This is a genomic window from Pseudomonas bananamidigenes (assembly GCF_001679645.1).
Taxonomy (GTDB): Bacteria; Pseudomonadota; Gammaproteobacteria; order Pseudomonadales; family Pseudomonadaceae; genus Aquipseudomonas; species Aquipseudomonas bananamidigenes.
Genome location: NZ_LRUN01000001.1, coordinates 202,830 through 229,637, shown reverse-complemented (window position 1 = coordinate 229,637; position 26,808 = coordinate 202,830). Strand labels below are relative to the sequence as shown.

Sequence of the window (26,808 nt, the reverse complement as noted above, 5' to 3'; positions counted from 1 at the left end):
TGGCAACTGTCCCAGTACACTTCAAAACTGTTCCGGTATTGTTTCACACAAGAATAAAACGCCCGTGAAATCGAGTGCTGCGTCATGACCAATCTCTTGCTCTACCAACGTATTGCTCAACAGCTGGCCGAGGACATCCGTCGTGGTGTCTATCAACCCGGCGAGCGCGTACCCTCGGTACGCAAGATGAGTTCGCAGCTCAATGTCAGCCATGCGACGGTGTTGCAGGCTTACGCCAATCTTGAAGATCAGGGGCTGATCCGTGCGCGGCCGCAGTCCGGTTACTACGTGCACCAGACACCGGCGCTGACCGCACCGACCCCGGACATCGCCCGGGTCGAACGGCCTGGCCTGGTTACCCGCGCCAGCATCATCCAGCAGGTGTTGGTCGAGTCGCGCCGCGAAGGCGTGTTTCCGCTGGGCGCAGCTGTACCGAGCGTCGATTACCTGCCGGTACGTGCGCTGCATCAGCAATTGGCCAAGGTCACCCGATTCCATAGCCCGCGCGCTTTCAGCTACATGTTCAGCCCGGGCTTCGAGCCATTGCGCCGACAAGTGGCAATCCGCATGCGCGACGCCGGGGTGGTGGTCGATCCTTCGGAAGTGGTGATCACCCACGGTTGTGTCGACGCCCTGCAGATGTCATTGCGTGTGCTGACCCGTCCGGGCGACCTGATCGCCGCCGAATCGCCGACCTATTACGGTCTCTTGCAACTGGCCGACCTGCTGGGCCTGAAAGTCATCGAAATCCCCAGCGACCCGGCCACCGGCATGAGCCTGGAAGCCCTTCAGCTGGCGGCCAATCAGTGGTCGATCAAAGCCCTGGTGTTGACGACCCGGCTGAGCAATCCGCTGGGCGGCACCATGCCTGAAGACCGACAGAAACAGTTGCTGCGTCTCGCATCGGATTTCGATATCCAGATCGTCGAAGACGATATCTATGGCGAGCTGATGTTCGAGCAGGGACGCACCAAAGCGCTCAAGGCCTATGATCGGCTGGATCGGGTCATTTACTGTTCGAGCTTCTCCAAGACATTGTCGCCGGGCGTGCGCGTCGGCTGGATGATTGCAGGTAAATATCAGCAGGAAATTCAGCGTCTGCAGACCTTCACCACGCATTCGGCCTGCAGCGTCACGCAAATGGCGATTGCCGCTTATCTGGAAAATGGCGGTTATGACCGGCATTTACGGTACATACGCCAGGAATATCGAAAAAACCTCAGCGCGTTTCAGCTGGCGGTGCAGCAGTACTTCCCTGAAGGCACGCAGATGACCCGGCCCACGGGCGGTTTCATCCTGTGGGTGAGTCTGCCGGGACGGGTCAACACCCAGGAATTGCATGTCCGCGCGTTGCAGCAGGGCATCAGTATTGCGCCGGGTCTGATCTTCAGTAATACCGAGCAGTTCAACCACTGTATTCGCCTGAACTGCGGCACTCCGTGGAATCGCGAGGCGGAGCGGGCGCTGATGACTCTCGGTCTGCTGGCGACTCAACTGTGTCAGGAAATGGCCGGCGGTTTCTGAACGGACGGCGTGGAGCGCTTGTCATGAGGCGTTCAACAGGCGAGCATATGGCCCTCTGCCGCTTGTGTCGTAGGTTCCATGAAAGCGATTTTTCCTGCCGCCTGGGTTTTGCTGGGTCTGTTGATGATAGGACAGGCGCCCGCTGCCATGGCCGCTGCCGTTTCGGAAAAACCGACAGCCACATCCACGGTGAAAAAGCCGGTTTCCAGCAAGAAAGCGGTGCCTGCGAAAGATAAGCCGGCCAAGAAAACCGTCCCGGCAAAGAAACGTGCTCCGATCGCTTCCAAGTCGAAATCGGCCAGTGAAGTTGCGAAGACGCCGTTGCCACCGGCCAGACTTGACCTCAGCCTGCCCCGGGAAATGGTCCAGCAATTGAAACCTGCCGGCACCGTGCCGTTGCCTCGGCATGATGCGATTCTTCCGCAGATGTTCGGTGAAAAGAGCAGCGGGTTTCAGCTTAACGGTCGACTGCTGAGCAACGAAATGCAGTTGCAGCTGCGTAACGAAGAGCGTCGTGAAGTCGAAGGCGCCGCGCTGGACTTCGAATTCAAGCAGTAGATTCAATCCAGGTGTGACCCGCAGACCAGACGCTTTGTCGGAGACCGGTCAGTCACCTTCGTTTCTGCGTAAAAACCCCGGCTCAGGGAATTTGAAACAACCGTTTTAGCGGTTACCCTGTCCGCGTCCCTTTGACACATTGCCCGTCGCGAGGAATTCGTTGTCATGAAATGCCGTGAAGGCTGTGGTGCCTGTTGCATTGCCCCTTCGATCAGTTCGCCGATTCCGGGCATGCCCGATGGCAAACCCGCCGGTGAACGTTGCGTTCAGCTCTCGGTCGAAAACCTGTGCAGCATTTTCGGCCAGCCGGAACGTCCTGCAGTCTGCTCCGGATTCCAGGCGGATGTCGAAGTCTGCGGAAGCAGCCAGGAAGAGGCGATCAGGCTGATTGGCTGGTGGGAGCAGATGACCGCGGCGTGATGTGTCAAACGTACGGAACTTCAACAATAAGGAATAAGACTATGGGTTCGCTGCATGGTATCGCTGTGTTGTGTGGTTTGACTGTCGTGCTGGCTACTTCGGCAGCGCAGGCGGAAGACTGGAAAGTGGCCAAGAATGAAGATGGCATCAAGGTTTCCCTGAGCGAAGTGCCGGGCTCGGATTACAAGTCGTATCAAGGCGTGACCTTGATGAAAACCACCGTTGCCAAACTGCGCGCACTGCAAGAAGACGTGTCCGGTGCCTGCGCCTGGATTCACGAGTGCAAGACCCAGAAACTGCTCAAGCACGAAGGTGACCAGAGCTGGACCTACACCCAGTTCAACACACCATGGCCGGTGACCCCGCGCGATTCGATCCTGCATGTCACCACCGTTGAAGGCGCCGATGGCAGCTTGACCCGCAATCTGGAAGGCGTGCCGAAATACCTGCCGGAAGAAAAAGGCTTTGTGCGTGTAGCTCAGGTCAAAGGCTTCTGGAAGTTCGTGCCCAAAGGCGATCAGGTTGAAGTGACCTATCAGGTCCACACCGAGCCGGGCGGCAGCGTGCCATCGATGATCGCCAACAAGTTCGTGGTCGATGCACCGTTCAACACCTTGAAAGCCCTGAAAGAACGCGCCGAGAAGTAAGCGTCGCGTGCTCTGCAAACGCCCCGAAGAACTCGGGGCGTTTTGTTTTGTAGCGATATTGTGTTTCCGGATATGCGTTGAACGAAATTTTCACAAAGTCTTCAAGACAATTCGCCCGCGCAATTTGTATCTGTCCGGGTATGCCGTGCCTTTAATGAAAGAGTATGGCGGCGGGGCAGTAATCAATGGCAATGCCGCCGGTGATCGTGCAACATTTGCGCACCGCGCAAGCCCCGGGGCCTGGAATGGCCAACAGAGGGCAGGGCGCCGCTGTATTTTTTGCAACTTCAACTTCCAATGGGTCCTAAAACGACATGGCAAACCCGGACGCCCTGAATCAGCAGCGATCTTCCAGTCGCCTGCTGCAACCGACCGTCAAATCGCATCTGGCCTACACGCTCCTGTGCGCGCTGGTCATGATGGTGATGTTTTCCGTGCTGCGCCTCGCGCTGCTGGTCTACAACCGCGAGATGATCCTCGACACCCCGGCTTCGACCTTCCTCGAAGCCTTCGCCAACGGCCTGCGTTTCGACCTGCGCCTGGTGGTCTACCTCTGCGTTCCGATGGTGCTGGCCCTGTTCAGTGCCCGGGCCATGGCCGCACGCGGTTTTTTCCGCCTGTGGCTGACCATTACATCAAGCATCGCGCTGTTCCTCGGCCTGATGGAGATGGACTTCTACCGTGAGTTCCACCAGCGCCTCAACGGCCTGGTGTTCCAGTACGTGAAGGAAGACCCGAAAACCGTGATGAGCATGCTCTGGTACGGTTTCCCGGTGGTGCGTTATCTGCTGGCCTGGGCCGTGGGTACGCTGATCCTGACCCTCGCGTTCAAGGGCGCCGACCGTCTGACCCGTCCGCGTGGCCCGTTCAGCGGTGGCAATGTCGGCACCCGCCAGGTGGCGCCATGGTATGCACGTCTGGCGGTGTTCGTGGTGTGCCTGCTGATCTGTGTGGTCGCCGTGCGCGGCACCCTGCGTCAGGGCCCGCCGTTGCGCTGGGGTGACGTGTACACCACCGAATCGAACTTCGCCAACCAGCTCGGCCTCAATGGCACCCTGTCGCTGATCGCGGCGGCCAAGGACCGCATGGGCGAAGACCGCAACAACATCTGGAAAGCCACGCTGCCGCAGGATCAGGCGCAGAAAGTGGTGCGCGACATGCTGGTGATGCCGGACGACAAGCTGGTCGACAGCGACATCGCCGCCGTGCGTCGCGACTACACGCCGCCGGCCGACAAGACCCTGCCGATCAAGAACGTTGTCGTGATCCTCATGGAAAGCATGGCCGGCCACTCGGTGGGGGCTCTGGGCGCACCGGGCAACATCACGCCGAACCTCGACAAACTGTCGAAGGAAGGCCTGCTGTTCGATCGCTTCTTTTCCAACGGCACCCATACCCACCAGGGCATGTTCGCCACCATGGCCTGCTTCCCGAACCTGCCGGGTTTCGAGTACCTGATGCAGACCCCGGAAGGCAGCCACAAGCTGTCCGGCCTGCCGCAACTGCTCAGTGCGCGCAAGTATGACGACGTCTACGTCTACAACGGTGACTTCGCCTGGGACAACCAGTCCGGTTTCTTCAGCAACCAGGGCATGACCAACTTCGTCGGCCGCAATGACTTCGTCAACCCGGTATTCTCCGATCCGACCTGGGGCGTATCCGACCAGGACATGTTCGACCGTGGTCTGGTGGAGTTGAAGGCGCGGGAAAACGGCAAGCCTTTCTATGCGCTACTGCAGACCCTTTCCAACCACACGCCTTACGCGCTGCCGACGCCATTGCCGGTAGAGCGCGTGACCGACCGTGGCACGCTCAACGAGCACCTGACCGCCATGCGTTACGCAGACTGGGCGCTGGGTCAGTTCTTCGAGAAGGCCCGCAAGGAGCCTTACTTCAAGGAAACCCTGTTCGTCATCGTCGGCGACCACGGTTTTGGCAACGAACGCCAGATCACCGAAATGGACCTGGGCCGCTTCAACGTGCCGATGCTGATGATCGCGCCGGGCATCCAGGAAAAATTCGGTACCCGTGACCATACCGTGGGCACCCAGATCGACATCGTGCCGACCATTATGGGGCGCCTGGGTGGCGAAGTGCGTCATCAATGCTGGGGTCGTGACCTGCTGAACCTGCCGGCAGGCGACACCGGTTTCGGTGTGATCAAGCCGTCGGGCAGCGAGCAGACCACTGCGATCGTGACTGCCGACCAGATTCTGGTGCTGCCGAAAGAGAAGGAAATGGCACCGAAGATGTACCAGTACCAGTTGGGCGCAAATCCTTCTGCGGAAATCATTCCGGACGCGCCGCGTACTGCGGAGTTGAAACTCAAGCTTGAAGCATTCCTGCAGACAGCGACCAAGAGTCTGCTCGACAACACCGCCGGTGTGATCAACGGCAAGCCGGACTGATCATTCGGCGCAATAAAAAGAGGCCCTTTTCAGGGCCTCTTTTTTTGTCGGTCAAAACGTCATATCCGACCGAGTAACAACAACACCAACAGTACAACCAGCACTACACCGATAATGCCCGATGGACCGTAACCCCAACTTCTGGAGTGTGGAAAGACCGGCAGACCACCGATCAGCAACAGGATCAGGATAATGATAAGAATTGTGCCCATGTCGATTTCCTTGTTGATAGCGGCTTGAGAGTCTTGATGTTCAAGGGCGGCTGGAAGTTGCAATGAATCCAGACGGCTTACAGATTCCGACTGGCGCGCATGAAAGAAAATTCAAAGTTTTTTCAGTGCATTTGGTTCGCGGTCTTATTTCGTTCGATGTCGCAGTTTGAACCGGCCATTCAGCAATCTGATCGAGCGTGGGTCACTCCGTTTCCTTCGCTACACTGCGCGCATCTTCCCCGGAACAACAAGGCTGTTTGCTATGCAAAATCGCATGATGATCACTGGCGCGGGCTCCGGTCTGGGTCGCGAAATCGCGCTGCGCTGGGCGCGTGAAGGCTGGCGGCTGGCGTTGTCCGATGTCAGCGAGCCCGGTTTGCAGGAGACGCTGAAACTCGTTCGCGAGGCGGGCGGTGACGGTTTCGTCCAGCGCTGCGACGTGCGTGACTACAGCCAGCTCACTGCGTTTGCTCAGGCTTGTGAAGAGAAGCTCGGCGGCATCGACATTATCGTCAACAACGCTGGTGTGGCCTCGGGGGGCTTCTTCAGCGAGCTGTCGCTGGAGGACTGGGACTGGCAGATCGCGATCAACCTGATGGGCGTGGTCAAGGGCTGCAAGGCGTTCCTGCCGTTGCTGGAACAGAGCAAGGGCAAGATCATCAACATCGCCTCGATGGCGGCATTGATGCAAGGTCCGGCGATGAGCAACTACAACGTGGCCAAGGCCGGTGTGGTGGCCTTGTCCGAAAGTCTGCTGGTCGAGCTGGCTCAACAGGAAGTTGGCGTGCATGTGGTCTGCCCGTCGTTCTTCCAGACCAATCTGCTGGATTCCTTCCGTGGCCCGACACCGGCCATGAAAGCGCAGGTCGGCAAGTTGCTGGAAAGCTCTCCGATCACCGCTGCCGATATTGCCGACTACATCTACCGGCAAGTAGCGGCCGGCGAATTCATGATCCTGCCCCACGAACAGGGACGCATGGCCTGGGCGATCAAACAGCAGAACCCGCAACTGTTGTACAAGGAAATGACCTCGATGGCAGAGAAGATGCGAGCCAAGGCCAGACAGAACAACGGCTGAACTTGCAGCGCTGGAGCCCGGTCGTTAGGGTGACCGCCAAAGTCCCCCATGACGAGTCATGTGCATGCTCAACTACTTGTGGTTTTTCCTCGCCGCGCTATTTGAAATCGCCGGTTGTTTCGCTTTCTGGATGTGGTTACGCCAGGGCAAAAGTGCCTTTTGGGTGATCCCGGCGCTGATCAGCCTGACACTGTTTGCGTTGTTGTTGACCAGGGTCGAAGCCGCGTATGCCGGTCGTGCCTATGCCGCCTACGGAGGCATTTACATCATTGCTTCGATTGGCTGGCTGGCGGTGGTCGAGCGGATCAGGCCGCTGGGTTCGGACTGGATAGGTGTCGCGTTGTGCGTCATCGGTGCCAGTGTGATTCTGTTCGGGCCAAGGTTCAGTGCAGCCTGAGTTACCGGATTGCAGGAAACGTCTGAAGGCCGGTTGCGCACAAAGGCGTAGGGTTTGACTGATTTGCCCGCCACGCATTGTAGGGCGCTCCAAAGCCGCGCATCTTCAAGGCTCGAAAACCTTGAAGGACGCTCTACATGCTTGTACTCAGCCGTGTCGTCGGTGAAATGATTTCCATCGGCGACAACATCACCTTGCGCGTATTGGCGGTCAATGGCTCCAGCGTGCGATTCGGCGTCGAGGCGCCGCAGCAGGTCAATGTGCATCGCGCCGAAGTCTATGAGCGGATTCAGCGCAAACAGGCCAGCGGCAAGGGCCGTTGAACCTCAATCGAAAAGATGCCTGGGCACGTCGTGCTTGAGCATCAGTTGGCATTGCTCGCTTTGCGGATCGAAAACGATCAGCGCCTGCCCCTTGATCAGAGCCTGGCGAACCCGCAGTACGCGGGTTTCCAGCGGGGTTTCGTCACCGTTGTCGGTACCGTCGCGGGTGACGAAGTCCTCGATCAGGCGGGTAAGGGTGTCGACTTCCAGCGCGTCGTAGGGAATCAGCATGGGCACCTCGGCTAAATCAATGTCCGGATGCTACGGCGAATGATCGCCGAGGGCCAGACTCAACTGTCCGGGCGTTGCCCCACCAGGCTGTCCACCGAGGGCACACGGGTGTCGCTTTCCATTTGTGTCTCGTGTTCGATCTGGTGACTGAAGCGGTCCAGTGATGTGTTGGCCGGTTGCGCATCGCTGGCGAACACCGGCGGGCTCAGGATATACGCGCCCAACAGTCGGCTGAGGGCCGCCAGGCTGTCGATGTGCGTGCGTTCGTAGCCGTGGGTCGCGTCGCAGCCGAAGGCGAGCAGGGCGGTGCGGATGTCATGGCCGGCGGTCACCGCCGAATGGGCGTCGCTGAAGTAGTAGCGGAACAGGTCGCGGCGCACCGGCAACTCATGCTCACCGGCCAGACGCAGCAGATGTCGCGACAGGTGATAGTCATAAGGCCCGCCGGAATCCTGCATCGCCACGCTCACCGCGTGTTCGCTGGAGTGCTGGCCGGGCGCGACCGGGGCGATGTCGATACCGACAAATTCGCTGACGTCCCACGGCAGGGCCGCCGCCGCTCCGCTGCCGGTTTCCTCGGTGATGGTGAACAGCGGATGGCAGTCGATCATCAGTTCCTGACCGCTGTCGACGATGGCTTTCAATGCGGCGAGCAGTGCCGCGACGCCAGCCTTGTCATCCAGATGACGGGCACTGATATGGCCGCTTTCGGTGAACTCCGGCAACGGATCGAACGCCACCACATCACCGACGCCGATACCCAGCGAATCGCAATCGGCACGGGTCGCGCAGTAGGCATCAAGGCGCAGTTCAACGTGATCCCAACTGATCGGCATCTCGTCGACGGCAGTGTTGAACGCATGCCCGGAGGCCATCAGCGGCAATACGCTGCCGCGGATCACGCCGTTGTCGGTGAACAGGCTGACGCGGCTGCCTTCGGCAAAACGGCTCGACCAGCAGCCGACCGGCGCGAGGGTCAGACGCCCGTTGTCTTTCACGGCGCGTACGGTGGCGCCGATGGTGTCCAGGTGTGCCGAGACTGCGCGGTCGGGGCTGTTTTGCTTGCCCTTGAGGGTGGCGCGGATGGTGCCGCGACGGGTCATCTCGAAAGGGATGCCGAGTTCTTCAAGACGCTCGGCGACATAACGCACGATGGTATCGGTGAACCCGGTGGGGCTGGGAATGGCGAGCATTTCCAGCAGGACTTTCTGCAGGTAGTTCAGATCCGGTTCGGGAATGGTCATGAAAACTCCTGTTGCGGGGCGTCATTCCCGACTGTGGGCGGGCATGACGCCGAAGGAAGATCAAACGGCCGGCTGACTGTGCGGAAACAACAGATCCACAAAGCGTTCGGCCGTCGGCTGCGGTTCATGGTTGGCCAGGCCGGCCCGTTCGTTGGCTTCGATGAACACGTACTCCGGCTGATCGGCGGCGGGCACCATCAGGTCGAGCCCGACCATCGGAATGTCCAGTGCTCGCGCCGCACGCACGGCGGCATCGACCAGGGTCGGGTGCAGAATCGCCGTGACGTCTTCCAGGGTGCCGCCGGTGTGCAGGTTCGCCGTGCGCCGCACGAACAGATGCTCGCCGGTCGGCAGGATGCTGCTGTAGTCGTAACCCGCCGCATGCAGGGTGCGTTGGGTTTCGTGATCCAGCGGAATTTTGCTTTCGCCTCCGGTCGCGGCTTGTCGACGTCGGCTCTGCGCCTCGATCAGTGCGCCGATGGAATGATGGCCGTTGCCGATCACCTCGGCCGGTCGGCGGATCGCAGCGGCGACCACTTCGAATCCGATCACCAGAATCCGCAGATCAAGGCCTTCATGGAAGCTTTCGAGCAGCACCCGGCTGTCGAATTGCTTCGCGGTTTCGATGGCCTTCTGCACCTCTTCGATACTCTGCAGATCCACCGCCACGCCCCGACCCTGCTCGCCATCCAACGGTTTGACGACGATCCGCTGATGCTCATCGAGAAACGCCAGATTATCGTCCGCGTTCGCCGCCAGTTGCTGTGACGGCACGTTCAACCCGGCGTTTTTCAGCACCTTGTGGGTCAGGCTTTTGTCCTGGCACAAATTCATGCTGATGGCGCTGGTCAGGTCGCTCAGGGATTCGCGGCAGCGCACCCGGCGCCCGCCGTGGCTGAGGGTGAACATTCCGGCGTCGGCATCATCCACCTGCACATCGATGCCACGTCGATGGGCTTCCTCGACAATGATCCGCGCATAGGGATTGAAATCGGCTTCCGGTCCGGGACCGAGAAACAACGGCTGATTGATACCGTTCTTGCGCTTGATGGCGAAGGTCGAGAGATTGCGAAAGCCGAGTTTGGCGTAGAGGTTTTTTGCCTGACGGTTGTCGTGCAACACCGACAGGTCGAGATAGCTCAAGCCGCGGCTCATGAAGTGCTCGACCAGATGGCGCACCAGCACTTCGCCGACGCCGGGACGGGAACATTTCGGGTCGACCGCCAGGCACCACAGGCTGCTGCCGTTCTCCGGGTCGTTGTAGGCCTTGTGATGATTGAGGCCCATGACGCTGCCGATCACCGCGCCGCTGTCTTCGTCCTCGGCCAGCCAGTACACCGGCCCGCCCTGATGATGCGGGGTGAGCAGTGTGGCATCGATCGGCAGCATGCCGCGTGCCTGATACAGCTGATTGATCGACTGCCAGTCCTCTTCGCTTTGTGCGCGACGTATGCGGAAGCCGCGAAACACCCGGGTGGCCTGACGGTAATCGCTGAACCAGAGGCGCAAGGTGTCGGAGGGGTCGAGAAACAGTTGGGTCGGTTCCAGACCGAGTACCTGCTGCGGCGCAGCCACGTATAACGCGATATCGCGCTCGCCCGGTTGTTCGTTGAGCAACTCCCGGGCAAGACTGGCGGGATCGGGGAATGTGTGGCCGATCAGCAACCGGCCCCAACCGCAATGCACGGCAATCGGTTCGGCATTCGGTTGATTGCCATCCTCGGCCAGACGTGCCTGCAAACGTTCGTAGGAGGGCGTCTGACCGCGCAGCAGCCGTTGGCTGTACGCCATATGAGGTTTCATCGATCAGATTCCTTGTTCGCTGAGCCACAGGTTAAGAGCCGCCAGTTGCCAAAGCCTGGAGCCGCGCAGCGGGGTCAACTGGCCTTGCGGGTCAGTCAGCAGTTTGTCGAGCATGGCGGGGTTGAACAGGCCGCGATCCTGGCTCGGATCCAGCAGCAGTTCGCGCACCCAGCTCAGGGTGTCACCCTCCAGGTGCTTGAGGCCGGGCACCGGAAAGTAGCCTTTCTTGCGGTCGATGACCTCGCTCGGGATGACCTGTCGTGCGGCCTCTTTCAGGACCTGCTTGCCGCCGTCGGGCAGTTTGAACCTGCCCGGAATGCGGGCCGACAACTCTACGAGGCGATAGTCGAGAAACGGCGTGCGCGCTTCCAGGCCCCAGGCCATGGTCATGTTGTCGACGCGTTTGACCGGGTCCTCCACCAGCATCACCGTGCTGTCCAGGCGCAAGGCTTTGTCGACCGCTGCATCGGCGCCGGGTTGTGCGAAATGTGCCTTCACGAAGTCGCCGGCAGCGTCATTGGCCGTCAGCCACTTCGGTTGCACGGTGGCGGCGTAGTCCTCGTAGCTGCGGTCGAAGAACGCTTCACGATAGGCCGCGAACGGATCGGCCGCGCCGTCGACTTGCGGGTACCAGTGGTAACCGGCGAACAGCTCGTCGGCGCCCTGGCCGCTTTGCACCACCTTGCAGTGTTTGGCCACCTCCCGCGACAGCAAATAGAAGGCGATGCAGTCGTGGCTGACCATCGGCTCGCTCATGGCGCGGAACGCGGCAGGCAGTTGCTCGATGATTTCTTTTTCGTCGATACGCAATTGGTGATGGTGAGTGCCGTAATGCCTGGCGATCAGATCGGAATACTGGAATTCGTCGCCGCGTTCGCCGCCGGCATCCTGGAAACCGATGGAAAAGGTCGACAGGTTTTCCACGCCGACTTCCCGCAGCAGGCCGACGAGGATGCTCGAATCGACACCGCCGGAAAGCAGCACGCCAACATCCACCGCCGCCCGTTGACGGATCGCCACCGCTTCGCGGGTGCTGTCGAGCACGCGGTCGCGCCAGTCTTCCAGGGTCAGATTCTTCTCGTCGTCGTGTGGGCCATAAGGCAGCGTCCACCAGGTTTTCTGCTCGGTGGTGCCGTCCGCTTCAATACGCATCCAGCTCGCTGGCGGCAGCTTTTCGATGCCGGCCAGCAAGGTGCGCGGTGCAGGCACCACGGCGTGGAAATTCAGGTAATGGTTGAGCGCCACCGGATCGAGGATCGGGTTGATGTCACCGCCCTTGAGCAAAGCCGGCAGCGTCGAGGCAAAACGCAGGCGCTGGCCTGTGCGCGACAGGTACAGCGGCTTCACACCGAGACGGTCGCGGGCGATGAACAGGCGTTTGGTATCGCGTTCCCAGATGGCGAAGGCAAACATGCCGTTGAGTTTCGGCAGCAGCGCTTCGCCCCAGGCGTGATAGCCCTTGAGCAGCACTTCGGTGTCGCCACCGGAGTAGAACGCGTAGCCGAGTGCTTCGAGTTCAGCGCGCAGCTCCGGGAAGTTGTAGATCGCGCCATTGAAGGCCAGGGACAGGCCCAGTTGACTGTCGACCATCGGCTGCGCCGAGCCGTCCGACAGGTCCATGATTTTCAGGCGCCGATGGCCCAGGGCAATCGGTCCCTGGGCATGAAAACCCCACGCATCAGGGCCGCGAGGCGCCAGGTGATGGGTGATTCGCTCGATGGCTGCAAGGTCTGCAGGTTGTTGATCAAAACGTAACTCGCCAGCTAATCCGCACATAAGGTCCTTACCGGTTTTTCCGTTGGGGAGGGTGTCGCCGTAACGCACCAAAATGGTCGTTACCCAGAAACTGACCCAGTCAGGATGGGGGAGTTTTAGATCGATAAGTTATAAATGGAATGGCCAGACCGGCGGGTGCCATAGCGCAAAGATCGTTCTCGGTTGCGATAAATATTGATGTGAAACATGGGAAATGCTGCTGGTTCGAGGGGCTGACTGCGCAGTTATTCATGTTTTTCATCCCTGCGCGGGACGGATAGGGTGAGGGTCCGAATCTGCAATAAAGGACTATTGCCCATGCCGAGTATCAATAACGTCGTTTCGCCGTCGCCACCGACCCAAAAGCAGATATTGAGTTATTTGCTGGAAGCCACCGGCGATCTGGACACCGCCCAGACCTTGCAAAAAAGCCTGCCTCACCGGCTGCTGAACGCCTCGGTCACGACCCTGGCAGCCCTGGAACAGACGGCGCGCGATCTGCATGCCGCCCAGGCGAAGGTCGAAGTCGATCTGAATCTGCTGAGCCCGTTGAACGACTTTTGTTTCGTCAGGTTGAACAACGCCGTCGCGGCTCGATGGCCAGGGGACATTGACGTCGAGAAGGATTTTCTGGAGCTGCCGGGAGCCGCTTGCGGCTGCGAGCCCACGATCCCGCCCGGGGGCGGTCAGCCCGTCTACGAGCCTGCCAGGGTTACGCTGCTGGAAGCGGCCATGCAGAACTTCACGGAAGAGGAAGCACAGACAGGTGGCCTGCCCGAGGGGAGCGTAATCCGTATCGCCAACGAACCCGGCGGCGTTCCGGGCCTGACGCCGTCAACATTTGCCGCTTTCTGTCGCGAACTGGATCTTGGACGGAGCTATCAGCGACATTTCCAGCAGGTCTTCGGATTGAAGGAGGTCGATGGCAAGACCTTGATTGGCAGCCCGATGATTCGCGACATCACCACGCTGAAAAAACTGTTGTTGCAGTTCGACCTGCATCTGGCACTGGCCAAAGATCACATTACTCAAGATGGATTCCAGACCGTGCAGCGCCTGATCGACGCAGGCGGCTCAGTGAGCGCCGAGAGCCTGCGGTATCAGGGGCGGCCCCTGATCATGCAGGGCATCGAGATTCACGGTTGTTGTATCTGGAGCGTCGTGGTGTTTTCCGAGCGGAACGTCGAGTTGTACCCCGAAGAGTGGTGCCTGGTGTACATGCCGGGCGAACCTGATCAGCCGTTGTACGAATACGCCAGTTTCACTGCGTTTGTGGAGTATCTGGGTTTCAAACTGGGTATTGAAAGCTACAAGGCCTATTTCACCCATTGTCTCGGTGAAGCCGACAAGGCGGACTTCTTCAGCGCGTTTGCAAGCAGCCGGAGCCTTGGACACGTCAAGCAACTGGCCATGGCCGGTCCACTGTTCGACTACTTGCTCAAGAGCCACGTGGCCAAGCTGCAATTCGATGCCAGGGCGCTGGCGGTTCCCACCGCAGATGTAGATGAAGACGAGCGCGAGAAGCGACTGCTGCACTATCTGGAAATCGGCATGACGGTGGCGAACCTGGCCGGCCTGGTCGTACCAGTGCTCGGGCAACTGATGATGGGGGTGGCCGTGGGTCAATTGCTCGCCGAAGTCTATGAGGGGATCGAGGACTGGAGTCGCGGAGACCGGCAGGAGGCACTGACACACATGCTCAGCGTGGCGGAAAACATCGCGCTAATGGCAGCCGTCGGTGCCGGAATCAAGGGCTTGAAATCACTGGCGATCAAGACGGTGCGCAAGCATCCGGAGTTCTTTGAACCGTTCACCACCATTCTTGACCGCAACGGTCAGTCCCGTCTCTGGAAGTCGGAGTTGGTCCATTACCGACAATCCTTGCCGGCAGGGATCGACATGAAACCTGATGCCGCAGGATTTTACCGGGTCAACGACGAAGTGTTTATCCGCATGGGGGATCAGGAGTTCGCAGTGCAACAGGATCCGGTTTCCGGCCGTTGGCAAGTCCGGCATCCGCGACGAGCGACAGCCTATGCACCCGGAGTTGAACAGGGCCGGCACGGCGGCTGGCGTCATGCATCGGAGCGTGCGGATCAATGGAGCAGTGCCTATATGCTCAAGCGTATCGACCCGATGCTGGCCGAGTTCGAGGACGCTGACCTGGACATGATGCGTCGGCTGAGCGGTCTCGGAGCTCAGCAGTTGCATCGTCTCTGTGAAAGCAACCGGTCGCTCCCTGCGCGCTTTCAGGACACTGTCGAACGCTTCCGGCTTGAGCGCAGGCTGCGCGAGTTCATTGCCGCGATGAAAGGAGGTGAAGCGAGCGACACGCGATACGTTCAGGAACAACTGCACGCGTTGCCCCGACTCACCCACTGGCCGGCCGATCATTACATCAAGGTCATCGATGACAACGGCAGGATCTCGGCGACCTATCCTGCCAACACTATCGACGATGACACCGTCAGCCTTGTCGTGCGTCAGAACCAGCTGGAAAAAGGGGAGCTGCTGCAAACGGTCCTGGCAGGCATGTCGGCAGAGGAAAAGACTTCTTTGCTGGGGGGCGGCGTCAGCGTTGCCAATGAGAGAAGCCAACTGGCAAAAAAACTGGGAGCGGAGGTCGGTGCTGACCGGACATCGGTATTCGAGCACATGTATCGACGTCTGGATCAGACCGACTCCGGCAAAGTGATGAAGGCTCGTAATGCCTATCCCGATATACCGGCACGTCATCTGGAGGAAATGCTCAGGCAATCGGCCAGTGTGGAGCGCCTGCATCTGCGTACCACCGGACGGATCCCGATGGGACTGGCGCAGCGCTGTCGACAGGCCTCGGATGCCGTGCGTGTGGAGCGGGCATTGACCGGTTTCTATCTGGCGGACATCGCGAATGCCGATACACAGAAACTGGCGATCCGTTTATTGCCGCAGCTCAGCGGCTGGGACTCGACGCTGTCACTTCAGATGCGGGAGCTGACACTGAAGGGCGCGGTGCTGGAATCCGTTGGCCCGCATCCGTTCACATCGGCCAATGCACGCACACTGGTCAGGCTGAAAAACGGCTATGAAGTATTCGACAGTCAGAACAGATCGCTGGGGCGCATCGCATCGGGCCCCGACAGCCTTTATCAGGCCATTCTTGAGAGTCTCCCGGCGGGGCCGCGCAAGGCGCTGGGTTTTGCCGACGCGAGGGCGGAGGATGGTGCACGCTTGCGCAGCAGACTCTTGGACGTCGCCATGGACGAGCGTGAAGGCTGCGCCCGTTTGTTGAGAGGGGAGCCCTTCGAGTTACCGGTTGAAGAGTCTTCCTGCACCCTCGCCGACTCGCCGGTCGAGACACCGGCTCACTCACGACGCTTGCTGCGCAAGGTAAAAAAACTTTTCCCGCTGTTTACCGACCAGCAGGCCAATGAGTTTCTTGATCAGGCAGGCGGCGACCATCTCACTCGGGCGCTTCGGGTCAGAGAGCTGCAGGAATATCTCAGGCGACTGCGCGATGTCATGGATGTCTGGATGGAAGATCAGGCAGCCATGAAAGCGTTGGGGGGGCCGTTGACCGAGGTGCATGAGTGCCGCCAGATCGTGGCTTTCGAGATCGAGGATTGCTTTTGCCGGCTGGTTTTCCAGCGTGATGAGTTCGAGCGCCCGGTGTACGGTCTGAATCTTGATGGCATGCGATGCGGCAAGCTGCCGATGTTGCCACCCGGTTTGACTTTCGAACATGTCAGGTATTTGTCCCTGCAGAACATGCTGGTGGACAACGATGTCGCCTACTTCCTCAAAGCCTTCAAAAATGTCGAGTCCCTCAGCCTGGACAGCAATCAGTTGACCCGGCTGCCCGAGGTCATTTCGCACATGCCGAACCTCAAACACCTGAGCCTGGAAAACAACCGGATACAGCTGACAGAACAGGCGCTGGTGAAATTGTCCCGTTTACGCACGTTGCAAAGTCTGAATCTGAGCGGGAACCATCTGGGTGCCACGGTGGATGTCGGAAACCTGTTCGATCTCAATCACCTTTACCTGCGTAACACGCGTGCCACAGAACTGCCCAAGGGATTGAGGTTTTTGCCCAATCTGAAAAAGGTGGATCTGCGGGACAACGATATCCGGGATCTGCCCGACTGGCTCTTTGAAACCTCCCGACGCTTCAGTGAAACGATCAACTTGCGCAATAACCCGATTTCCGACACCAGCAAAGTTCATCTTGATTCCTATCGCAAGTCGGTGGGTGTGGGGATGGGGTATCTGGAAAACGACCCCGCGCGACTGGACGAAAACCTGGCACGCTCGATCTGGTTGACTGAAACCGGAGGGACGGTGGGCTCTCGACATCTGCAGACGTGGACCGCAATCAAGGACGATCCGATGGCGGAAGGTCTGTTTCAGTTATTGGCGGAACTGGGCAACTCTGCCGAATCCGTGCATGTGCGCAAGGACATGTCGCGACGGGTCTGGAATGTGCTTGAGGCCACGCAAGCCGATGCCGAGTTGCGCCAGCAGATCTTCGATCTGGCGGCCAATCCGATCAACTGTACGGATAATGCGGCACTGAATTTCAGTCATCTGGAGGTGGCGGTACAGGTCCGTCGCGTGACCCGTGCGTCCGGTGGCCGGAAACCTTCGGCGCCGTCGCTGATCAAGCTGGCGAGAGGGCTGTTTCGGCTTGAACAACTGGACAATATTGCCGCGGAGCATGCCGCGACCCGCTCGGCACCCGATCCTCTGGAGGTAGCCCTTGCCTATCGATCGGGGCTGGCAGAGGCACTCGAATTGCCAGGGCAGCCTTCGCACATGCTTTACGCATCGATCGCGCAAGTGACCGGGGCGGATTTGCTGGAAGCCATCGACAGAGTACAGACCGCCGAGCTGTCTCCCGAATGGCTGACGTTTCTGGTTCGCCAGCCCTTCTGGAACGATTACGTTAAAAGCAGCTTCGGGACGCAGTTCGACGACGCCCGGGCGCCTTTTCATGAAGAGGCTCAGGCGTTGTTCGAACGCTCCGAAGAGCTGAGCTCGGTCGACTATCTGAGTGAAATGAACGGTTGTGCTGCACGGCTGGAGCAAGCCGAAAGTGCCTTGCTCGAGCGATTGACCGACCAAGTGCTGCGGTTGGTTGAGGGCAGTGCTTGCGTGTTGCCCGGCAGTTGAAAAAGGTCCATGACGACAAGTCATTGACCCCGTATCAGTCGTCGCAAGGCAAACCGGTTCGGATGGCAGGCTTGCGCCACGCTTCTGGGCAAAGGCAGCGGTTCGTCGTCCAGCCAGGCCGCCAGCAACTCGCCCGACAGTGGTGCGGTGATCAAGCCGCGTGAACCGTGGCCGCTATTGACGTACAGGCCGTCCAGCCACGGGCAGACGATGTCTGGCACTTGCCGGGCATCCTTGCTCAGCACTGCATAGGTTTGATCGAAGGCTTTGCGGTCGGCGAGCGGGCCGACGATCGGCAGGTAATCGGGGCTGGTACAGCGGAACGCCGCGCGTCCTTCAAGACGCTCGGGCTCCTGCTCCTCAATATGCAGACGCGAAACCAGGTCACTGGAAATTTCTTCGAGCATCGCCAGATTGCCCAGGTGTTCGGCGATGGTCGGGGTCAAGTCGTCGTTGTTGAAATCGAAACTGGCGCCGAGGGTATGCTCGCCCAAGCGTGCCGGTGCGACATAACCTTCGGCGCACACCACGGTGGCCAGTGCCTGACTTTGTGTAGTCTGCGGCAGTCGGGTGATTTGTCCGCGAATGCGTTTGAGCGGCAGTTCGGCGCTCTGCGCAAACCGTTTGATCTCGGCGGCGCCGGCCATTACCACGACGGGCGCCGTTGCGATCATTCGGTCACCGTCGAAAGCTTGCCACTGGCCGTCGACCTTGCGCAGCTCGACAACGTCCTGATGAGTCAGCAACGTGATGCCCGGCTGCGCAGACTGCGCCTGACACAACGCAGGCGGATGTACCCAGCCACCTTCGGGATAATACAAACCTCCATGCGCCAGGCCGATCCCGGCGCGCACTTGTGCCTCGGGTTGATCGAGCCATTGCAGAAGGTCTTCGGGAAACGCTGCCGCCAGTTGTGCCTGACGCTCGCGTTCCTTTTCATTGAACGCCAGTTGCAGCACGCCGCAGTCATCCCAGTCGGTGCCCCGCTGCAGGGTTTCCAGCAGACGCCGGGTGTAGCCGAAGCCGCTGACGATCAACTGAGAAAGTGCCGTGCCGTGAGCAGACAGTTTCAGATACAGCACGCCCTGGGGATTGCCCGAGGCTTCCTGCGCCACCGCTGCATGACGCTCCAGCAGACTGACCTGCCAACCCCGTGCCGCGAGGCTGGAAGCTGTAGCGCAACCGGCCAGGCCTGCGCCGATGACCAGCGCATGACGTTCCCCGGCAAGCGGTGCAGGGCGGGCGAACCATGGTTTCTCTGGTGTCGGTAACGGAGCATCCTCCGGCCAGCCAGTAAACTCGCCACGCAGGATTTCCCATTTGTGGCCGATGCCCGGCGTGCGCTTCATCTTGAACCCGGCGGCATTGAGCAGGCGACGGACCCAGCCGGTGCTGGTGAATGTGCTGATGGTCGAGCCGGGTGCCGCCAGCCGTGCCAGTTCGGCGAACAGTTCGGCGGTCCACATCTCGGGGTTTTTCGCCGGGGCGAAGCCATCGAGGAACCAGGCATCGATCTGGCCGTCCAGTTGCGGCAATTGTTCGAGCGCATCGCCGATCAACAGCGTCAGGGTGACCCGCCCGTTGTCCAGCATCATGCGCTGAAAGCCCTGATGGATTGCCACGTAATGCTTGAGCAGTTGATCGCTGAGGTGCTTCAGGTCAGGCCACAACGCCAGCGCACGCTGGAGGTCGACGGGGCTCAACGGAAACTTTTCGACGCTGACGAAATGCAGCCGCGCACCGGCCACCGCGTGTTGTTCGAACAGTTGCCAGGCGCAGAGAAAATTCAACCCGGTGCCGAAGCCGGTTTCACCGATCACCAGTCGTCCGCCCGCCGGCAGAGCGGCAAAGCGTTCGGCCAGTCGATTCTGTTCAAGGAATACGTAGCGGGTTTCATCCAGCCCCGACTGATCGGAAAAATACACATCGTCGAACACTCGCGAACGCGGGCGTCCCTGGTCATCCCAGTCGAGTTGGGCGTGGGGCATTACAGGTTTCATGGCAGGCTCGGCAACGACAAGGCGGCCATTCTAGCCGATCACGCGGGTCGCGCTTGATCCATGGCAAACCTTGCTGCGGATGACTCGCGGACAATCCGCCGCCAGCGGGAATTTCTGTGCCGCGCCCGTGCCCAATCCGCTAGTCTTGCTGAATTCTGGAAGGAGCCGTCCCCATGTTCGAATCCGCTGAAATCGGTCACGCCATCGACAAAGACACCTACGACGCCGCCGTGCCCGCCCTGCGCGAAGCCTTGCTTGAAGCCCAGTTCGAATTGCAGCAGCAAAAGCGTTTTCCGGTGATCATCCTGATCAACGGCATCGAAGGTGCCGGCAAGGGCGAGACGGTCAAGCTGCTCAACGAGTGGATGGACCCGCGCCTGATCGAAGTGCGTACCTTTGACCAGCAGACCGATGAAGAGCTGGCGCGGCCACCGGCCTGGCGTTACTGGCGAATGTTGCCGGCCAAGGGGCGGATGGGGATTTTTTTCGGCAACTGGTACAGCCAGATGCTGCAGGGCCGGGTGCACGGCTTGTTCAAGGATCCGCGACTGGACCAGGCCATCGCCGGGGCCGAACGTCTGGAAAAGATGCTCTGCGACGAAGGTGCGCTGATCTTCAAGTTCTGGTTTCACCTGTCCAAGAAGCAGATGAAGGCGCGGCTCAAGGCGCTGGCCGACGACCCGCTGCACAGCTGGCGGATCAGCCCGCTGGACTGGCAGCAGTCGCAGACCTACGACAAATTCGTCAAATACGGCGAGCGGGTCCTGCGCCGCACCAGCCGCGACTATGCGCCGTGGCATGTCATCGAAGGGGTGGACGCCAACTACCGCAGCCTGACCGTCGGCAAGATTCTGCTTGAGGGCCTGCAAAACGCATTGAAGCGCCCCGATGTGCATTCGAGCGCGGTCAGTGCGCAACCGCTCGGTACGTCGGTTGATCAGTTGAATCTGCTCGACAGCCTTGACCTTGCCCAGAGTCTGGACAAGAAAGACTACGAAGAGCAGTTGATCACCGAACAGGCGCGACTGTCCGGACTGATGCGCGACAAACGCATGCGCCGCCATGCATTGGTGGCGGTGTTCGAAGGCAACGATGCGGCGGGCAAGGGCGGGGCGATCCGGCGGGTGGCGGCGGCGCTCGATCCGCGTCAGTACAACATCGTGCCGATTGCCGCGCCGACCGAAGAGGAGCGGGCACAGCCTTACCTGTGGCGCTTCTGGCGACACATCCCGGCCCGGGGCAAGTTCACCGTGTTCGATCGTTCGTGGTATGGCCGGGTGCTGGTGGAGCGGATCGAGGGCTTTTGCAGCACCGCCGACTGGATGCGCGCCTACGGCGAAATCAACGATTTCGAAGAACAGCTCGCCGATGCCGGGGTGATCGTGGTCAAGTTCTGGCTGGCCATCGACAAGGACACGCAAATGGAGCGTTTCCAGGCCCGTGAAGAGATCCCGTTCAAGCGCTTCAAGATTACCGAAGACGACTGGCGCAACCGCGACAAATGGGACGCGTATCGCGCCGCCGTGGGCGACATGGTCGACCGAACCAGTACCGAAATCTCGCCATGGACGCTGGTCGAGGCCAATGACAAGCGCTGGGCCCGGGTCAAGGTGCTGCGCACGATCAATCGAGCGCTGGAAGAAGCCTTCGAGAAATCCGGCAAGAAGGAAAAGAAGCACAAAAACTGAGCGATGAACCCGCATACGCGAGGTGAATGATTGTCGCGACGGGCGATGAGGTGGACTTATGCTCGGTTCACTCTCAACCGACTGCAGCAATGAGGTATGCCATGCGTGAAGTGGTGATCGTCGACAGCGTACGGACCGGCCTGGCCAAGTCCTTTCGCGGCAAGTTCAACCAGACCCGCCCGGATGACATGGCGGCCCATTGTGTCAACGCTTTGCTGTCGCGCAACGATGTGGACCCGGCCAGCGTCGAGGACTGCATTGTCGGTGCCGGTTCCAACGAAGGCGCCCAGGGCTACAACATCGGGCGCAACGTGGCGGTGCTTTCACGACTGGGCACCGGCACGGCAGGCATGACCCTCAACCGTTTCTGCTCTTCGGGCTTGCAGGCGATTGCGATTGCGGCCAACCAGATTGCTTCCGGTTGCAGCGACATCATCGTTGCCGGCGGCGTCGAGTCGATCAGCCTGACCCTGAAAAGCGTCAACACTGATCACCTGATCAACCCGTTGCTCAAGCAGCAGACGCCGGGCATCTACTACACCATGGGCCAGACCGCCGAAGTGGTGGCGCGTCGTTACGGCGTCAGCCGCGAGGCCCAGGATCGTTACTCGCTGCAAAGTCAGATCCGCACCGCTCGGGCGCAGGCAGCAGGGCTGTTCAGTGACGAAATCGTGCCGATGGCGGTGAAATACCGGGTCGAGGACAAGAACAGCGGCGAGGTGCAGATCCTCGACGGCATCGTCGATCGCGACGACTGCAACCGCCCGGACACCACTTATGAAAGCCTTGCCGGACTGAAACCGGTGTTCGCCGAGGATGGTTCGGTAACGGCAGGCAACTCCTCGCAGTTGTCCGATGGCGCCTCGATGACGCTGGTGATGAGTCTGGACAAAGCGCTGCAACTGGGGCTCAAGCCAAAGGCGTTTTTCCGCGGTTTCACCGTGGCCGGTTGCGAGCCGGACGAAATGGGCATCGGCCCGGTGTTCTCCGTGCCGAAACTGCTCAAGGCCAAAGGTTTGCAGGTAGCCGACATCGATCTGTGGGAGCTGAACGAAGCGTTCGCCTCGCAGTGCCTGTACGCCCGGGACCGGCTGGAAATCGACAACGAAAAGTACAACGTCAACGGCGGCTCGATTTCCATTGGTCACCCGTTCGGCATGACCGGTTCGCGCCAGGTCGGGCATCTGGTGCGCGAGTTGCAGCGACGTAATCTGCGTTACGGAATCGTGACCATGTGCGTGGGTGGCGGGATGGGGGCGACCGGGTTATTTGAAGCGGTGCGTTAAGTCCGGAAATTTGTTTTGCTCTCTCGATAGCTTTCGCGAGCAAGCTCGCTCCCACAGTTGACCCTATTCTTATTGAAGGAATGTGATCGAATGTGGGAGCGAGCTTGCTCGCGAATGGGGCGACCGGATCTACCTGCCAGAATCCAGCAATTGCATCCGCGCGATGTACGCGCGGATTTCCTGCTCGGCTTTCTCGGGGCTGTCGAACGGTCCTTCGAGGGTGTTCTCCCGGGTGCTGAAAAACAGCTCGCCATTGACCCGACACACCCGATCGCTGCGAAAGTGCATGGCGGGGTCGCTGTCCTGGGCGCGCATTCCGAACATGGTCGATCTCCTTGAGCGCTGCGCTGGATGGGATCCGAAGAGCTTATGCCTGAACCACTTGCGGCGCTTCGCCAGCCGATCAACGGCAGCGCGTCAATTTACTGCTGCGACCTGTACAGTTCCATTTGCGGCCCGATCGCAACTGTCCCTGTGTCATGCCTGCCGCAGCGCCTAGAATGTGCGTTCCTGTCTTTGGCTTTCGGGGTTCTCATGCACGTTTCGTCGGGTCGCTGGGTGTACGGCTTGTTCCTCGCCTTGTTGACGGCGTTTCTGTGGGGAATCCTGCCGATCAAGCTCAAGCAAGTGCTGCAGGTGATGGACCCGATCACGGTGACCTGGTTTCGCCTGCTGGTATCCGGCGGTTGCCTGTTCATTTATCTGGCGGCGACCCGACGGTTGCCGAGTCGCAAGGTGCTCGGGCCGAAGGGCGGCTGGCTGGTGCTGATGGCGGTGCTCGGGCTGGTGGGCAACTACGTGCTCTACCTGATGGGCCTGAACCTGCTCAGCCCGGGCACCGCGCAACTGGTGGTGCAGATGGGGCCGATCATGTTGTTGATCGCCAGTCTGTTCGTGTTCAAGGAGCGCTTCAGCATCGGTCAGGGCATTGGCCTGGCGGTGTTGTTGATCGGCTTTACGCTGTTTTTCAATCAGCGTCTGGCGGAATTGCTCACGTCTTTATCTGATTACACCGCCGGTGTGTTGCTGGTGCTGCTGGCGTCGACGGTCTGGACGTTCTATGCCCTGGGGCAGAAGCAGCTGCTGACGGTGTGGAACTCGTTGCAGGTGATGATGGTGATCTACCTGTTCTGCGCCTTGCTGTTGACACCGTGGGTGCATCCGCTGGAAACGCTGCAGTTGAGCCCGTTGCAGGGCTGGCTGCTGCTGGCGTGTTGCATGAATACCCTGATTGCCTATGGCGCGTTTGCCGAGGCGCTGGCCCATTGGGAAGCTTCGCGGGTCAGCGCGACCCTGGCGATCACACCGTTGGTGACCTTCGGTGCCGTCGCGCTGGCAGCGTGGATCTGGCCGCAATACGTGCATGCCGAGCAGATCAACGGTCTGGGTTATGGCGGGGCGGTGCTGGTGGTGCTGGGGTCGGCGCTGGTGGCACTGGGGCCTTCGTTGATTGCCGGGCTCAAGGCCCGGCGGATGAAGATGGCCGCCAGTTAAACCGCGCCAACCTCATTCGCGAGCAAGCTCGCTCCCACATTCAACCGCATTCCTGACTGGGAAATGCGGTCAACTGTGGGAGCGAGCTTGCTCGCGAAGACGGATTTTCAGGCGCTGCAAAATCTAGCCCTTGGCGCCGGCCTCGATCATGTTCTCCGGCCGCACCCAGGCATCGAACTCTTCATCGGTCAGATAGCCCAGTTCCAGCGCCGCCTCGCGCAGGGTTTTGCCTTCGCTGTAGGCCTTCTTGGCGATTTCCGCCGATTTGTCGTAGCCGATGTGCGGGTTCAGCGCTGTCACCAGCATCAGGCCGCGTTCCAGGTGTTTGGCCATGACTTCGGCATCCGGCTCAAGCCCGGCGATGCAGTGCTGCTGGAAGTTGCTGCAGCCATCGGCCAGCAGACGGATCGATTGCAGCAGGTTGTGGATGATCACCGGTTTGAACACGTTCAACTGCAGGTGACCCTGGCTCGCGGCGAAGCCGATCGCGACGTCATTGCCCAACACCTGGCACGCCAGCATCGACAGCGCCTCGCACTGGGTCGGGTTGACCTTGCCGGGCATGATCGAGCTGCCCGGTTCGTTGGCCGGCAACTTCACCTCGGCAAAACCTGCGCGGGGACCGGAGCCCAGCAGGCGCAGGTCGTTGGCGATTTTCATCAGCGCCACGGCGAGGGTTTTCAGGGCGCCGGAGAGGGTGGTCAGCGGTTCATGGCCGGCGAGGGCGGCGAACTTGTTGGGCGCGGTGACGAACGGCAGACCCGACAGCGCGGCCAGTTCAGCCGCAATCGCTTCGCCGAAACCGTGGGGCGAGTTGAGCCCGGTGCCGACGGCGGTGCCACCCTGGGCCAGCTCGCAGACCGCCGGCAACGCGGCGCGGATCGCCGCTCGGCATAATCCAGCTGCGCTATGAAGCCGGAGAGTTCCTGGCCGAAGGTAATCGGCGTGGCGTCCATCATGTGGGTGCGACCGGTTTTCACCAGCTTCATGTGCCGCGCCGACAGTTCGGCCAGACCGCCCGACAGCTCGGCGATGGCCGGCAGCAGTTGGGTCTGCACCGCCTGTGCGGTGGCGATGCTCATGGCCGTGGGGAAGCAGTCGTTGGAGCTCTGCGAGCGGTTGACGTGATCGTTGGGATGCACCGGCGTCTTGCCGCCGCGCGGGTTGCCGGCCAGTTCGTTGGCGCGGCCGGCGATCACTTCGTTGACGTTCATGTTGCTTTGGGTGCCGCTGCCGGTCTGCCAGACCACCAGCGGGAACTGGTCGTCGTGCTGGCCGTCGAGCACTTCGTCGGCGGCCTGTTCGATCAGGCGGGCGATGTCTGCGGGCAGGTCGCCGTTGCGGTCATTGACCCGGGCGGCGGCTTTCTTGATCAGGGCCAGGGCGTGCAGGACCGGCAAGGGCATGCGTTCCTGACCGATGGCAAAGTTGATCAGCGAGCGTTGCGTCTGAGCACCCCAGTAAGCGTCGTCCGGGACTTCGATCTGGCCCAGGCTGTCGGTTTCGATACGGCTCATCGTGCACACTCCTGTTGGTCTGTTTGCGCAGTTTAGGCCGGTGTCGGCCCGGGTGGTTCCCTCCAATCGATTGTTGACCGGCAATTCCCCGCCAATCAAGCACGGCAAGGCCCGGGGGTTGAGCCGCAGCGTTAATCAGGCGCAGAATGGTCGCCCTTGGGGTTTAACCTCGCCTAGCTGAAAAGGAAACTCGATGACTCGTCTTCGTGCCATCTGCACCGCAGTTGCACTGGTTTGCGCCAGCGGCCAGGTGCTTGCCGATACCGCCAGCCACAACGCCAGTGCCGAAGCTTTCCTGACCCTGGCGCACGCTGACAAACTGGGCACTCCGGTGTACATGCAAGTGCAGCAGATGTTCGCCCAGCGTTTTGAACAGACCAAGGCTCCGGAATCCAAGAAAGCCGTACTGGATACCTACCAGGCCAAGGCCAACGCCGCCCTGGACCAGGCCATCGGCTGGAACAAGCTGAAGCCGGACATGGTCAAGCTCTACACCAGCAACTTCAGCGAGCAGGAATTGAAAGACCTGGTCGCGTTCTACCAGTCGCCACTGGGCAAGAAAGTCCTGGAAAAAATGCCGCAGCTGACCCAGCAATCGGCCCAGATGACCCAGGCCAAACTGGAACCCGCAGTACCGGTCGTCAACAAATTGCTGGACGACATGACCAACGAGCTGGCACCGAAAGGCGCTGCTGCGGCCAAGAAGAAGTAAGCGGAGTTCGTGATGACCATGCAACAACGCATCGAATCGACGCTGGCGCTGCTTCAGCCTGAGCATCTGCAGGTGCTGGACGAAAGCCACATGCACAGTCGCGGGTTGCAGACCCACTTCAAGGCTGTGGTGGTCAGTGCGCAATTCGAAGGCCTGAACCGCGTCAAGCGCCACCAGAAAGTCTACGGCACGCTCGGCGAGCTGATGGGCGAGTTCCATGCGTTGGCACTGCACACCTACACCCCGCAGGAATGGGCAGAGGTGGGCGCCGCTCCGGCGTCGCCGACCTGTGCCGGCGGCAGCAAGCATTGAGCCTTGCAGCAATGAACTGAGGTTTTTTGCTAGAATCCGCAACGC

Annotated in this window: 21 protein-coding genes and 1 pseudogene; 14 read left to right on the top strand and 8 right to left on the bottom strand. The window is 60.2% G+C overall.

The features are described from left to right. The first annotated feature begins 84 nt into the window (after positions 1–84). The 5 genes from BBF94_RS01020 (at position 85) to BBF94_RS01000 (ending at position 5,557) form a co-directional block, all read left to right on the top strand. Positions 85–1,524 (top strand): aminotransferase-like domain-containing protein, encoded by a 1,440-nt coding sequence (locus BBF94_RS01020; protein ID WP_065257194.1) that lies wholly within the window; start codon positions 85–87, stop codon positions 1,522–1,524. 78 nt (positions 1,525–1,602) lie between these two features. Further along, positions 1,603–2,082 (top strand): translation initiation factor 2, encoded by a 480-nt coding sequence (locus BBF94_RS01015; protein WP_065257193.1) that lies wholly within the window; start codon positions 1,603–1,605, stop codon positions 2,080–2,082. Between the two features lie 165 nt (positions 2,083–2,247). After that, positions 2,248–2,502 (top strand): YkgJ family cysteine cluster protein, encoded by a 255-nt coding sequence (locus BBF94_RS01010; RefSeq protein WP_065257192.1) that lies wholly within the window; start codon positions 2,248–2,250, stop codon positions 2,500–2,502. Between the two features lie 41 nt (positions 2,503–2,543). Further along, positions 2,544–3,149: an START domain-containing protein gene (locus tag BBF94_RS01005; RefSeq protein WP_065257191.1), complete on the top strand. Its 606-nt coding sequence runs from the start codon at positions 2,544–2,546 to the stop codon at positions 3,147–3,149. Between the two features lie 314 nt (positions 3,150–3,463). Further along, positions 3,464–5,557, top strand: coding sequence for an LTA synthase family protein (locus tag BBF94_RS01000; protein ID WP_065257190.1), 2,094 nt, complete (start codon positions 3,464–3,466; stop codon positions 5,555–5,557). Between the two features lie 59 nt (positions 5,558–5,616). Here BBF94_RS01000 and BBF94_RS00995 read toward each other — a convergent pair whose 3' ends face one another. Continuing rightward, positions 5,617–5,775, bottom strand: coding sequence for a DUF3309 family protein (locus BBF94_RS00995; RefSeq protein ID WP_169432680.1), 159 nt, complete (start codon positions 5,773–5,775; stop codon positions 5,617–5,619). A 256-nt stretch (positions 5,776–6,031) separates the two neighbouring features. Here BBF94_RS00995 and BBF94_RS00990 point away from each other — a divergent pair, with 256 nt between their 5' ends. The 3 genes from BBF94_RS00990 to csrA all read left to right on the top strand — a co-directional run bounded on the left by BBF94_RS00990 (position 6,032) and on the right by csrA (position 7,567). Further along, complete coding sequence (locus BBF94_RS00990) at positions 6,032–6,847, top strand: SDR family oxidoreductase (RefSeq protein ID WP_065257189.1); 816 nt, start codon at positions 6,032–6,034, stop codon at positions 6,845–6,847. 64 nt (positions 6,848–6,911) lie between these two features. Beyond that, complete coding sequence (locus BBF94_RS00985; RefSeq protein ID WP_065257188.1) at positions 6,912–7,244, top strand: YnfA family protein; 333 nt, start codon at positions 6,912–6,914, stop codon at positions 7,242–7,244. Positions 7,245–7,381: 137 nt separating this feature from the next. Continuing rightward, positions 7,382–7,567 (top strand): carbon storage regulator CsrA, encoded by a 186-nt coding sequence (gene csrA / locus BBF94_RS00980; protein ID WP_065257187.1) that lies wholly within the window; start codon positions 7,382–7,384, stop codon positions 7,565–7,567. Between the two features lie 3 nt (positions 7,568–7,570). On the opposite strand, the gene BBF94_RS00975 is transcribed toward csrA, so the two are convergent. Genes BBF94_RS00975 through BBF94_RS00960 form a run of 4 tightly spaced genes read right to left on the bottom strand, consistent with a single transcriptional unit; the run spans position 7,571 to position 12,621 of the window. Beyond that, complete coding sequence (locus BBF94_RS00975) at positions 7,571–7,798, bottom strand: YheU family protein (protein WP_065257186.1); 228 nt, start codon at positions 7,796–7,798, stop codon at positions 7,571–7,573. Positions 7,799–7,857: 59 nt separating this feature from the next. After that, complete coding sequence (locus BBF94_RS00970; protein ID WP_065257185.1) at positions 7,858–9,042, bottom strand: osmoprotectant NAGGN system M42 family peptidase; 1,185 nt, start codon at positions 9,040–9,042, stop codon at positions 7,858–7,860. A gap of 60 nt (positions 9,043–9,102) precedes the next feature. Then, entirely contained in the window at positions 9,103–10,845 is a 1,743-nt protein-coding gene (ngg, locus tag BBF94_RS00965; RefSeq protein WP_065257184.1) for an N-acetylglutaminylglutamine synthetase, read from the bottom strand. Between the two features lie 3 nt (positions 10,846–10,848). After that, complete coding sequence (locus BBF94_RS00960; protein ID WP_065257183.1) at positions 10,849–12,621, bottom strand: N-acetylglutaminylglutamine amidotransferase; 1,773 nt, start codon at positions 12,619–12,621, stop codon at positions 10,849–10,851. Positions 12,622–12,918: 297 nt separating this feature from the next. Between BBF94_RS00960 and BBF94_RS00955 the strand changes: the two genes are divergently transcribed. Further along, entirely contained in the window at positions 12,919–17,754 is a 4,836-nt protein-coding gene (locus BBF94_RS00955) for an NEL-type E3 ubiquitin ligase domain-containing protein (RefSeq protein WP_065257182.1), read from the top strand. A gap of 20 nt (positions 17,755–17,774) precedes the next feature. Here BBF94_RS00955 and mnmC read toward each other — a convergent pair whose 3' ends face one another. Then, the gene (mnmC, locus tag BBF94_RS00950) at positions 17,775–19,754 is read right to left on the bottom strand and encodes a bifunctional tRNA (5-methylaminomethyl-2-thiouridine)(34)-methyltransferase MnmD/FAD-dependent 5-carboxymethylaminomethyl-2-thiouridine(34) oxidoreductase MnmC (RefSeq protein WP_065257181.1); all 1,980 of its coding nucleotides are present in this window, start codon (positions 19,752–19,754) and stop codon (positions 17,775–17,777) included. 173 nt (positions 19,755–19,927) lie between these two features. On the opposite strand from mnmC, the gene pap reads away from it, so the two are divergent. Then, entirely contained in the window at positions 19,928–21,442 is a 1,515-nt protein-coding gene (gene pap, locus BBF94_RS00945; protein WP_065257180.1) for a polyphosphate:AMP phosphotransferase, read from the top strand. Between the two features lie 101 nt (positions 21,443–21,543). Further along, positions 21,544–22,728 (top strand): thiolase family protein, encoded by a 1,185-nt coding sequence (locus BBF94_RS00940; protein WP_065257179.1) that lies wholly within the window; start codon positions 21,544–21,546, stop codon positions 22,726–22,728. 129 nt (positions 22,729–22,857) lie between these two features. Here the strand turns inward: BBF94_RS00940 and BBF94_RS00935 are convergent, their stop codons facing one another. After that, positions 22,858–23,052, bottom strand: a complete 195-nt coding sequence (locus tag BBF94_RS00935) for a DUF6316 family protein (protein ID WP_065257178.1) — start codon at positions 23,050–23,052, stop codon at positions 22,858–22,860. Positions 23,053–23,262: 210 nt separating this feature from the next. Here BBF94_RS00935 and BBF94_RS00930 point away from each other — a divergent pair, with 210 nt between their 5' ends. Continuing rightward, positions 23,263–24,222, top strand: coding sequence for a DMT family transporter (locus BBF94_RS00930; protein WP_065257177.1), 960 nt, complete (start codon positions 23,263–23,265; stop codon positions 24,220–24,222). Positions 24,223–24,345: 123 nt separating this feature from the next. Here BBF94_RS00930 and BBF94_RS00925 read toward each other — a convergent pair. After that, positions 24,346–25,739: pseudogene (locus tag BBF94_RS00925) on the bottom strand (class II fumarate hydratase). Between the two features lie 193 nt (positions 25,740–25,932). Here BBF94_RS00925 and BBF94_RS00920 point away from each other — a divergent pair. Next, positions 25,933–26,451 (top strand): DUF2059 domain-containing protein, encoded by a 519-nt coding sequence (locus BBF94_RS00920; RefSeq protein ID WP_065257176.1) that lies wholly within the window; start codon positions 25,933–25,935, stop codon positions 26,449–26,451. Between the two features lie 12 nt (positions 26,452–26,463). Continuing rightward, complete coding sequence (locus BBF94_RS00915) at positions 26,464–26,763, top strand: BolA family protein (protein WP_065257175.1); 300 nt, start codon at positions 26,464–26,466, stop codon at positions 26,761–26,763. The last annotated feature ends 45 nt before the right edge of the window (positions 26,764–26,808 follow it).

Excerpts from the sequence above, each read along its gene's own strand:
- BBF94_RS00935 (WP_065257178.1), bottom strand. The coding sequence starts at position 23,052 with ATGTTCGGAATGCGCGCCCAGGACAGCGACCCCGCCATGCACTTTCGC.
- BBF94_RS00975 (WP_065257186.1), bottom strand. The coding sequence starts at position 7,798 with ATGCTGATTCCCTACGACGCGCTGGAAGTCGACACCCTTACCCGCCTG.
- ngg (WP_065257184.1), bottom strand. The coding sequence starts at position 10,845 with ATGAAACCTCATATGGCGTACAGCCAACGGCTGCTGCGCGGTCAGACG.
- BBF94_RS01000 (WP_065257190.1), top strand. The coding sequence starts at position 3,464 with ATGGCAAACCCGGACGCCCTGAATCAGCAGCGATCTTCCAGTCGCCTG.
- BBF94_RS01020 (WP_065257194.1), top strand. The coding sequence starts at position 85 with ATGACCAATCTCTTGCTCTACCAACGTATTGCTCAACAGCTGGCCGAG.
- BBF94_RS00955 (WP_065257182.1), top strand. The coding sequence starts at position 12,919 with ATGCCGAGTATCAATAACGTCGTTTCGCCGTCGCCACCGACCCAAAAG.
- BBF94_RS01005 (WP_065257191.1), top strand. The coding sequence starts at position 2,544 with ATGGGTTCGCTGCATGGTATCGCTGTGTTGTGTGGTTTGACTGTCGTG.
- BBF94_RS00970 (WP_065257185.1), bottom strand. The coding sequence starts at position 9,042 with ATGACCATTCCCGAACCGGATCTGAACTACCTGCAGAAAGTCCTGCTG.
- BBF94_RS00930 (WP_065257177.1), top strand. The coding sequence starts at position 23,263 with ATGCACGTTTCGTCGGGTCGCTGGGTGTACGGCTTGTTCCTCGCCTTG.
- BBF94_RS00940 (WP_065257179.1), top strand. The coding sequence starts at position 21,544 with ATGCGTGAAGTGGTGATCGTCGACAGCGTACGGACCGGCCTGGCCAAG.
- pap (WP_065257180.1), top strand. The coding sequence starts at position 19,928 with ATGTTCGAATCCGCTGAAATCGGTCACGCCATCGACAAAGACACCTAC.
- csrA (WP_065257187.1), top strand. The coding sequence starts at position 7,382 with ATGCTTGTACTCAGCCGTGTCGTCGGTGAAATGATTTCCATCGGCGAC.
- BBF94_RS00960 (WP_065257183.1), bottom strand. The coding sequence starts at position 12,621 with ATGTGCGGATTAGCTGGCGAGTTACGTTTTGATCAACAACCTGCAGAC.
- BBF94_RS00990 (WP_065257189.1), top strand. The coding sequence starts at position 6,032 with ATGCAAAATCGCATGATGATCACTGGCGCGGGCTCCGGTCTGGGTCGC.
- BBF94_RS00985 (WP_065257188.1), top strand. The coding sequence starts at position 6,912 with ATGCTCAACTACTTGTGGTTTTTCCTCGCCGCGCTATTTGAAATCGCC.
- BBF94_RS00920 (WP_065257176.1), top strand. The coding sequence starts at position 25,933 with ATGACTCGTCTTCGTGCCATCTGCACCGCAGTTGCACTGGTTTGCGCC.
- BBF94_RS01010 (WP_065257192.1), top strand. The coding sequence starts at position 2,248 with ATGAAATGCCGTGAAGGCTGTGGTGCCTGTTGCATTGCCCCTTCGATC.
- BBF94_RS01015 (WP_065257193.1), top strand. The coding sequence starts at position 1,603 with ATGAAAGCGATTTTTCCTGCCGCCTGGGTTTTGCTGGGTCTGTTGATG.
- mnmC (WP_065257181.1), bottom strand. The coding sequence starts at position 19,754 with ATGAAACCTGTAATGCCCCACGCCCAACTCGACTGGGATGACCAGGGA.
- BBF94_RS00915 (WP_065257175.1), top strand. The coding sequence starts at position 26,464 with ATGACCATGCAACAACGCATCGAATCGACGCTGGCGCTGCTTCAGCCT.